This is a genomic window from Herbiconiux sp. 11R-BC, from assembly GCF_049472555.1.
GTDB lineage: Bacteria > Actinomycetota > Actinomycetes > Actinomycetales > Microbacteriaceae > Herbiconiux.
Map to the genome: position 1 here is coordinate 58,518 of NZ_JBCEBO010000010.1, position 7,274 is coordinate 65,791.

Annotated in this window: 9 protein-coding genes; 5 read left to right on the forward strand and 4 right to left on the reverse strand. The window is 70.3% G+C overall.

Annotation, left to right across the window (positions count from 1 at the left end; all coding sequences use genetic code 11):
- Positions 1 to 30: 30 nt before the first annotated feature.
- The gene (leuA, locus tag VD659_RS18845; RefSeq protein WP_423262576.1) at positions 31 to 1,797 is read right to left on the reverse strand and encodes a 2-isopropylmalate synthase; all 1,767 of its coding nucleotides are present in this window, start codon (positions 1,795 to 1,797) and stop codon (positions 31 to 33) included.
- A gap of 135 nt (positions 1,798 to 1,932) precedes the next feature.
- Entirely contained in the window at positions 1,933 to 2,661 is a 729-nt protein-coding gene (gene thyX / locus VD659_RS18850; protein ID WP_423262577.1) for an FAD-dependent thymidylate synthase, read from the reverse strand.
- Positions 2,662 to 2,740: 79 nt separating this feature from the next.
- Here thyX and VD659_RS18855 point away from each other — a divergent pair, with 79 nt between their 5' ends.
- From VD659_RS18855 to VD659_RS18870, 4 genes are all read left to right on the forward strand, one after another.
- Positions 2,741 to 3,178, forward strand: coding sequence for a TlpA family protein disulfide reductase (locus VD659_RS18855; RefSeq protein WP_423262578.1), 438 nt, complete (start codon positions 2,741 to 2,743; stop codon positions 3,176 to 3,178).
- Positions 3,175 to 3,642, forward strand: a complete 468-nt coding sequence (locus VD659_RS18860; RefSeq protein ID WP_423262579.1) for a DUF4395 domain-containing protein — start codon at positions 3,175 to 3,177, stop codon at positions 3,640 to 3,642. Before VD659_RS18855 ends, VD659_RS18860 begins: the two co-directional genes overlap by 4 nt.
- A 72-nt stretch (positions 3,643 to 3,714) precedes the next feature.
- Positions 3,715 to 4,140, forward strand: a complete 426-nt coding sequence (locus VD659_RS18865) for an OsmC family peroxiredoxin (protein WP_423262580.1) — start codon at positions 3,715 to 3,717, stop codon at positions 4,138 to 4,140.
- Positions 4,137 to 5,069 carry a TIGR01777 family oxidoreductase gene (locus VD659_RS18870; RefSeq protein WP_423262581.1) on the forward strand — a complete coding sequence of 311 codons (933 nt, stop codon included), beginning with the start codon at positions 4,137 to 4,139 and terminating at the stop codon, positions 5,067 to 5,069. Before VD659_RS18865 ends, VD659_RS18870 begins: the two co-directional genes overlap by 4 nt.
- 179 nt (positions 5,070 to 5,248) lie before the next feature.
- On the opposite strand, the gene VD659_RS18875 is transcribed toward VD659_RS18870, so the two are convergent.
- Positions 5,249 to 5,695 carry a hypothetical protein gene (locus VD659_RS18875; protein WP_423262582.1) on the reverse strand — a complete coding sequence of 149 codons (447 nt, stop codon included), beginning with the start codon at positions 5,693 to 5,695 and terminating at the stop codon, positions 5,249 to 5,251.
- The gene (dapB, locus tag VD659_RS18880) at positions 5,692 to 6,561 is read right to left on the reverse strand and encodes a 4-hydroxy-tetrahydrodipicolinate reductase (protein WP_423262583.1); all 870 of its coding nucleotides are present in this window, start codon (positions 6,559 to 6,561) and stop codon (positions 5,692 to 5,694) included. The genes VD659_RS18875 and dapB overlap by 4 nt, the downstream gene beginning before the upstream one ends.
- 85 nt (positions 6,562 to 6,646) lie before the next feature.
- Here dapB and VD659_RS18885 point away from each other — a divergent pair, with 85 nt between their 5' ends.
- On the forward strand, positions 6,647 to 7,117 hold the full coding sequence (locus VD659_RS18885; protein WP_423262584.1) for a GNAT family N-acetyltransferase: 471 nt from the start codon (positions 6,647 to 6,649) through the stop codon (positions 7,115 to 7,117).
- Positions 7,118 to 7,274 lie beyond the last annotated feature (157 nt).

The window sequence follows — 7,274 nt, forward strand, 5'->3', positions numbered from 1 at the left end:
TGCTCATGCTAGTGGCAGGCCCCGGGTCGATCAGACGGCGGCGAGCTCGCGGTCGGCGTCGCGCACGCGGATGGCGCGGTTGACGGCCGAGACCACGGCCTTCAGGCTCGCCGTGGAGATGTCGGCGTCGATGCCCACGCCCCAGAGGCGGGTGCCGTCGACCTGCAGCTCCACGTAGGCGGCCGCGAGGGCGTCACCCGAGGCGCTCAGCGCGTGCTCCACGTAGTCGTAGAGCTTCACCTCGATGCCCTGCTCGCTCATCACGTTGAGGAAGGCGGCGATCGGCCCGTTGCCGGTCGCGCTCGTCTCGATGACCTCGTCGCCCACGCGGAGTTCGACGTCGAGCGACACCGAACCGCTCAGGTCGCTCGCCGTGCGCGTGCGGGTGAGCTCGAAGCGCCCCCACTTGTCCTCGGCGCGCTCGGCCGGCGCCGGCAGGTACTCGTCGCTGAAGATCGACCAGATCTGGTCGCTCGTGACCTCGCCGCCCTCGGCATCCGTCTTGGCCTGCACGACGCCCGAGAACTCGATCTGCAGCTTGCGCGGCAGGTCGAGCGCGTGGTCGGTCTTCAGCAGGTACGCCACGCCACCCTTGCCGGACTGCGAGTTGACGCGGATGACGGCCTCGTAGGTGCGGCCCAGGTCTTTAGGGTCGACCGGCAGGTAGGGCACGGCCCAGAGCAGCTGGTCGACATCGACGCCCTGCGACTCGGCGTCGGCGGCCATCGCCTCGAAGCCCTTCTTGATCGCATCCTGGTGCGATCCGCTGAAGGCGGTGTAGACGAGGTCGCCGGCCCAGGGGCTGCGCTCGTGCACCTTCAGCTGGTTGCAGTACTCGGCCGTGCGGCGCACCTCGTCGAGGTCGCTGAAGTCGATCTGCGGGTCGATTCCCTGGGTGAACAGGTTGATGCCGAGCGCCACCAGGTCGACGTTGCCGGTGCGTTCGCCGTTGCCGAACAGGCAGCCCTCGATGCGGTCGGCGCCGGCCAGGTAGCCGAGCTCCGCGGCCGCCACGGCGGTGCCGCGGTCGTTGTGCGGGTGCAGCGAGATCAGCACGTTCTCGCGGTGGTTCAGGTGGCGGCCCATCCACTCGATCGAGTCGGCGTAGACGTTGGGGCTCGCCATCTCCACGGTCGACGGCAGGTTGATGATGACCTTGCGCTCGGGTGTGGGCTCGAAGATCTCGAGCACCTGGTTGCACACGTCGACCGCGAAGTCGAGCTCGGTGCCGGTGTAGCTCTCGGGCGAGTACTCGTAGTACACCGAGGTCTCGGGCACGGTCTGCTCGTACTGCTTGCACAGCCGCGCACCCTCGAGGGCGATGTCGATGATGCCCTGGCGGTCGGTGCGGAAGACGACGTCGCGCTGCAGGATGCTCGTGGAGTTGTAGAGGTGCACGATGGCCTGCTTCGCGCCCTGGATCGACTCGTAGGTGCGGCGGATGAGGTGCTCGCGCGCCTGCGTCAGAACCTGGATGGTGACATCATCCGGAATCGCGTTCTCCTCGATCAGCGAACGCACGAAGTCGAAGTCGGTCTGGCTCGCGCTGGGGAACCCGACCTCGATCTCCTTGTAGCCCATCTTCACGAGCAGGTCGAACATGATGCGCTTGCGCTCGGGGCTCATCGGGTCGATGAGCGCCTGGTTGCCGTCGCGCAGGTCGACGGCGCACCAGCGGGGCGCCTCGGTGATGTGCTGGGCCGGCCAGGTGCGATCGGGCAGTTCGACGGCGAACTGCTCGTGGTACGGCCGATACTTGTGGATCGGCATGGCCGAAGCGGCCTGGTTGTTCTTCATGGTGTTTTCCCTCTGCAGAAGTGGTGGTCAGCCGACAGCGAACTCCGCGACGAGGGAGGCCTGAAGAATTAGGACTCGTCGCGGCAGCTAAGAAGGAGCAGACCGAAGAACACGCTCCCACGTTATCACGAGCCGTCAGGGGGCGACGCGGCCGTTCGCGTCGAAGGCGGCGCTGGTGAGGGGCATGAGGCCCTGCCAGATCGCCTCCATCTTCTCGGCGCACATCTCGATCTCGCGCTGCGGGAAGCTCGGGAACGTCGTGTCGGCCCGCTTCGTGCGCAGCGACAGGAAGTTCATCAGCGAGCGGGCGTTCACCGTGACGTACATCGAGGAGTAGATGTTCAGCGGCAGCACGATGCGGGCCACCTCGCGCGCGACGCCGGCCTCGAGCATCCGCTCGTAGGACTCGAACGCCGCGGTGCTGACCATCCGCACCTCGGCGGCGGTGAGCTCGCTCTGCTCCGGGGTGCCGGGGAGGAAGTCGTAGGCGCCGGGCTTGCCCACCTGCACGAGGTTGCGCTCGGGTCCGGGCACGTAGAAGACCGGTCGGAGCTGGCGGTAGCGGCCGGACTCCTCGTTGTAGCTCGCGATGCGGTGCCGCATGAACTCGCGGAAGACGAAGATCGGCGCCTGCACATAGAAGGTCATCGAGTTGTGCTCGAACGGCGAGCCGTGGCGGTCGCGCATGAGGTAGTTGATGAGGCCCCGGTCGCGCTTCGGGTCGGCCTCCGCGCCGGACTCGGCCGCGTCGAGCGTCTGCTCGCCCTGGGTCGACACCCGGGCGGCGAACAGCACATCGGAGTCGTGGGCGCTCGCACGCACCAGTTCGACGGTCACATCGGAGCGGAATTCGATCTCGGCCACGCACTCACGATATCGGCCCCGGCCGTAACAATCGTCACACTGCACCCGGTGCCCGCCGGGCCGCTTATGGTTCAGCGTTATGGACTGGATCGCACCCGCCGCCTTCATCGCCGCGCTGCTCGGCGCGAGCACCGCAGCCGGCCTGGTGTGGCGCCAGCGGCAAGGGCGCGCGGTGGCGAGTCGCTCGGCGGTCGTGCTCCGGCCCTCCGACCTCACGGCGGATGCCGACGGCCCGGTTCCCGACTTCGGCCCGCGCGGCACCCTGGTGCAGTTCTCGACCGAGTTCTGCTCGAGCTGCCCGGCCACCCGTCGGGTGCTCGGCTCCGTCGCCGCGGCCAACGCCGGGGTCGTGCACCTCGACATCGACGTCACCCACCGGGCCGACCTCGTGCGCCGGTTCAGCATCCTCCAGACCCCGACCACCCTCATCCTCGACCGCGACGGCGCGGTGCGCGTGCGCATCGGCGGCGCCGTGCGCCGGCCTCTCGTCGAGGCCGGCATCCAGGAGCTCTCATGATCGACCCTCGTTCACCGCGCTTCGGCGCCGGCATCACCGCGGTGCTGCTGCTCGTCATCATCGCGCTCGCCTTCGCGTTCCCGCCCGAGGCGGGAGCGCCGTTCGGCGCTCGGGTGTCCACGCCCTCGTTCCTGCTGCTCGCGGCGATCAGCCTGCTGTTCCTCTGGGGAGCGGCGGCGGGAGTGCAGCGACACCCGTACGGCGCGCTGTTCCGTGCCCTCATCCGGCCCCGGCTCGCCCCGCCCACCGAGCTCGAAGACCCGAAGCCGCCCACCTTCGCACAGCTCGTGGGCTTCGTCGTGACCGCGGCGGGCCTCGCGCTGGCGCTGGCCGGGGTGCCCGGTGCCGTTCTCGTGGCCGCCTCGCTCGCCTTCGTCGCCGCGTTCCTCAACGCCGTCTTCGGCTACTGCATCGGTTGCCAGCTCTACCTGCTGCTCGTGCGCGCCCGGGGCAGCCACGCCTGAGCCTGGGCGAATCGCGCGACGCTTCGAGGCAAACCCGAATAGTGTGGAGCACACCGACAGAGAGGTGTGACCATGGCTGTCACGAGCGAATCCACCACCGTCTGGCGCGGTGACCTGTTCCACGGTTCGGGCACCGCGACCCTCGATTCCTCGGGCGCGGGGAGTTTCGCCGTCGACTGGCGCGCCCGTTCCGAAGGAGAGACCGGGGTCACCACGCCCGAGGAACTGCTCGGCGCCGCGCACGCCGCCTGCTTCTCGATGGCGTTCTCCAACGCCCTCGCGCAGTTCGGCACCGTCGCCGAGTCGCTGCAGACCACCGCCGCCGTCACCTTCGATCCGGCCCAGGGCATTACCGGCAGCCACCTGCTCGTGAGCGCCGTCGTCCCGGGCATCAGCGAGACCGACTTCCAGCGGCTCGCCGAGGAGGCGAAGGCCGGATGCCCGGTGTCGCGTGCGCTCGCCGGCATCCCGATCACCCTGGAGGCGAGTCTCGCGTGAGCGAGTCCGACAGCGGCCGCAGCGGCCTCGGCGGCCTCACCGGCCTCACCGTTCTGATCGCGGGCGGGAGCGGGTTCATCGGAACCGAGCTCACGGCTCAGCTCCGCGCGGCCGGGCACACCGTGCTCACCCTCGTGCGCCGTCCGGCGCGCACCCCCACGGAACGCAGCTGGGACCCGGAGGCGCGCTGGCTCAAGACCGCCCTGATCGACCAGGCCGATGCGGTGGTGAACCTCTCCGGCGCCTCGATCTCGCGCCTGCCGTGGACCTTCCGGTACAAGCGCGAGATCCTGCAGTCGCGCATCCTCGCCACCTCGACCCTCTCCGACGCGATCCTGCGCGCCGAGTCGCCCCCGGCGGTGTTCGTGAGCGGCTCCGCGGTGGGGTTCTACGGCGACCGGCCCGGTGAGCTGCTCACCGAGGGCTCCGTGACGGGCGCCGGATTCCTCGCCAAGGTCTCGGATGCCTGGGAGCGCGCCGCCGCGCCGGCCGCGGCCCGCACGCGGCTCGTGCTCGCCCGCACCGGTCTCGTCGTCGGCCAGGGCGGCGGAGCGCTCAAGCCCCTGACCCTCCTCGCCAAGGCCGGACTCGCGGGCCCCCTCGGCGACGGCGCGCAGCTGTGGCCCTGGATCAGCCTCCATGACGAGGCCGCCGCCCTGCGGCACCTCGTGACCGAGTCCGAGCTGCAGGGCCCGGTGAACCTCGTCGGCCCGGTTCCCGCGCCGGCCGGCAGCGTGGTGCGCGAGCTCGCCGAGCAACTCCACCGGCCCTACTGGCTGCCCGCTCCCGCGTGGGCGCTCAAGGCGGCCCTCGCCGACGCCGGCCGCGACCTGTTGCTGGCCGACCAGAACGTGTCGAGCCAGAAGCTGGCGGCCGACGGCTTCGTCTTCCGCGACAACACCCTCGAGAAGGCTCTCGCCGCCGTCTGAGTCCCCCCTCCCGGGGCCTCTTCACGTTCCCCTCGTTCCCCGGCTGCCAAAAACAAGGAGTTTTCTTCCGACACGCCGGTCAACCAGCCTCACCAGCCGGCGTGTCGGCCAAGACCTCCTTGTTTTTGTGTCGGCCAGGAACTCCTTGTTTTTGTTCTGAGACGGGAGACGGGGGACGGTCAGGATGCGGGGGTGCGCTCCAGGCGGATGGCCGTGCGGAGTGCCGCGCGGGCCCGCCGCCGGTCGCCGCTCGCGTCGTAGGCGAGACCGAGGCGGAACCAGTCGCGCCAGCTCTGCTCGTTCTGCTCGACGGCTTCGCGGTACTGCTCGAACTCGTCGTCGGCCGCCTCACGCAGCGGCCGGCCGCTGGCCTTCTTCGGCAGGTCGTCGACCGGCAGCTCGCCCTCGCGCTCGAGCTGCTCGACGAGCTTCTGGGTGCGGAAGCCGAACATCAGCTCGCGGGTGAGCGCCCACACGCCCACGATCGGCAGCAGCATGAGGAAGAGCCCCATCGCGATGCCGATCGGCACCCCGGTCATCACGAACATGACCGCGCGCTGCCCCACCAGCACGATGTAGAGCGCGAGCAGCGCCGCCATCACGAGAGCGGCGACGCGGTTCTTCACGGTGTCACGCTCGTGGCGGTGGCCGCCTGGCCCGAGACGTTCTCGGGGTCGGGGTCGGGGTCGGTGTCGGCGCCGGCATCCGGGCCCGGCGCATCCGCAGTCGCAGCGGTCGTGGACGCGCCCCGGGCGCCCGCTCCCCCGAGATCGATCAGCTGGTCGAGCCCCACGACCACTCCGCGCACCGAGACGGCCGCCCGCAGCGCCACGAGGATGCCGGCGGTGTACGCGCTGGGCGAGATGGTCTCGTGGGTGAGCGTGAGCACCTCGCCGGTGCCGCCGAACACCACGTCCTGCTTGGCGACGATGCCGCTCAGCCGCAGGCTGTGGATGGGGATGCTCGCCACCTGCTGGCCGCGCGCCCGCTGGTCGGTGTGCGGTGCGGCCACGGGACCCTTCGCCGCGCGGGCCGCGCTCATGAGCTCGGCGGTGCGCACCGCGGTGCCGGAGGGCGAGTCGACCTTCGTGGCCGAGTGCGCCTCGATGATCTCGATCGAGTCGTAGAAGCGCGCGGCCATGGCCGCGAACGAGGTGGCGAGCACCGAGCCGAGGGAGAAGTTGGGAATGACGACGACGCCGCTCGCGGGCTTCTCGCCGAGGGTGCGACGGAGGCCGGCGATGCGGTCGGCCGACCAGCCGGAGGTGCCGATGAGCACGTTGCGGCCGTTGGCCACCGCGAACTCGACGGCCTGCTGCGTGATGCCGGGGGCGCTGACGTCGACCACGAGCTCCGCCACGAGCATCTCGCTCAAGTCGCTGCGGGAGTCGAGCTGGGCGACGAGCTCGTAGTCGGCGGCCTCCTCGACGATTCCGGAGATGAGCCGCCCCATCTTTCCCGTCGCGCCGACGACGGCAACCTTCGTAGTCATGCCCACCAATCTACCGGGCGCGGCTGAGGGCCGAGACTGTGCCTCGGGTGGCCCCCGCGACGCGCCGCCTGCGTAGGGTGGAGGCATGCGCATCCGCACCGGTGACGTCACCGCTCCCGCCGAGCAGTCCCTGCTCACCGACTACTTCACGTTCCGCGAGGCCTCGTTCCCCTCGGCCGGCGGTTATCGGCGCACCATGCCCGCAGCGGAGCAGTTCGACGGCGTGCACGGCGTGTTCCTCGTGGTCGAAGACGACGACGGCCGGCCCGTCGGCTGCGGTGGGCTCCGGATGCTCGCGAGCGATGCCTCCGCTCCGCGCGGCGAGATCAAGCACGTCTGGCTCGGCGAGGGCGCCCGCGGGCGCGGCTGGGCCACCGCCCTGATGAGCGAGCTCGAGCAGCGCGCCCGCGACTTCGGGGCCGCCGAGGTCGTGCTCGACACCCACCACAGCCTCGAGTCGGCCGGCCGCCTCTACGCCCGCCTCGGCTACGAACCGACGGCCCCCTACAACGACAACCCCAACGCCACCCGCTGGTATAAAAAAGTACTGGACTGACCCCCTATTGCCCGAGCCTGCCCGCAGGCGAGCCCGCGACTGAATCGCAACAGGCCGTACTCGCCGACCCAAGGTGAGCGCGTGGCCGAAGGGCGCGACCGCAGGCCGCGTCCTTCGACCGCGCGCTCACATGTCGCGCGGCGCCGGGCAAGGACCG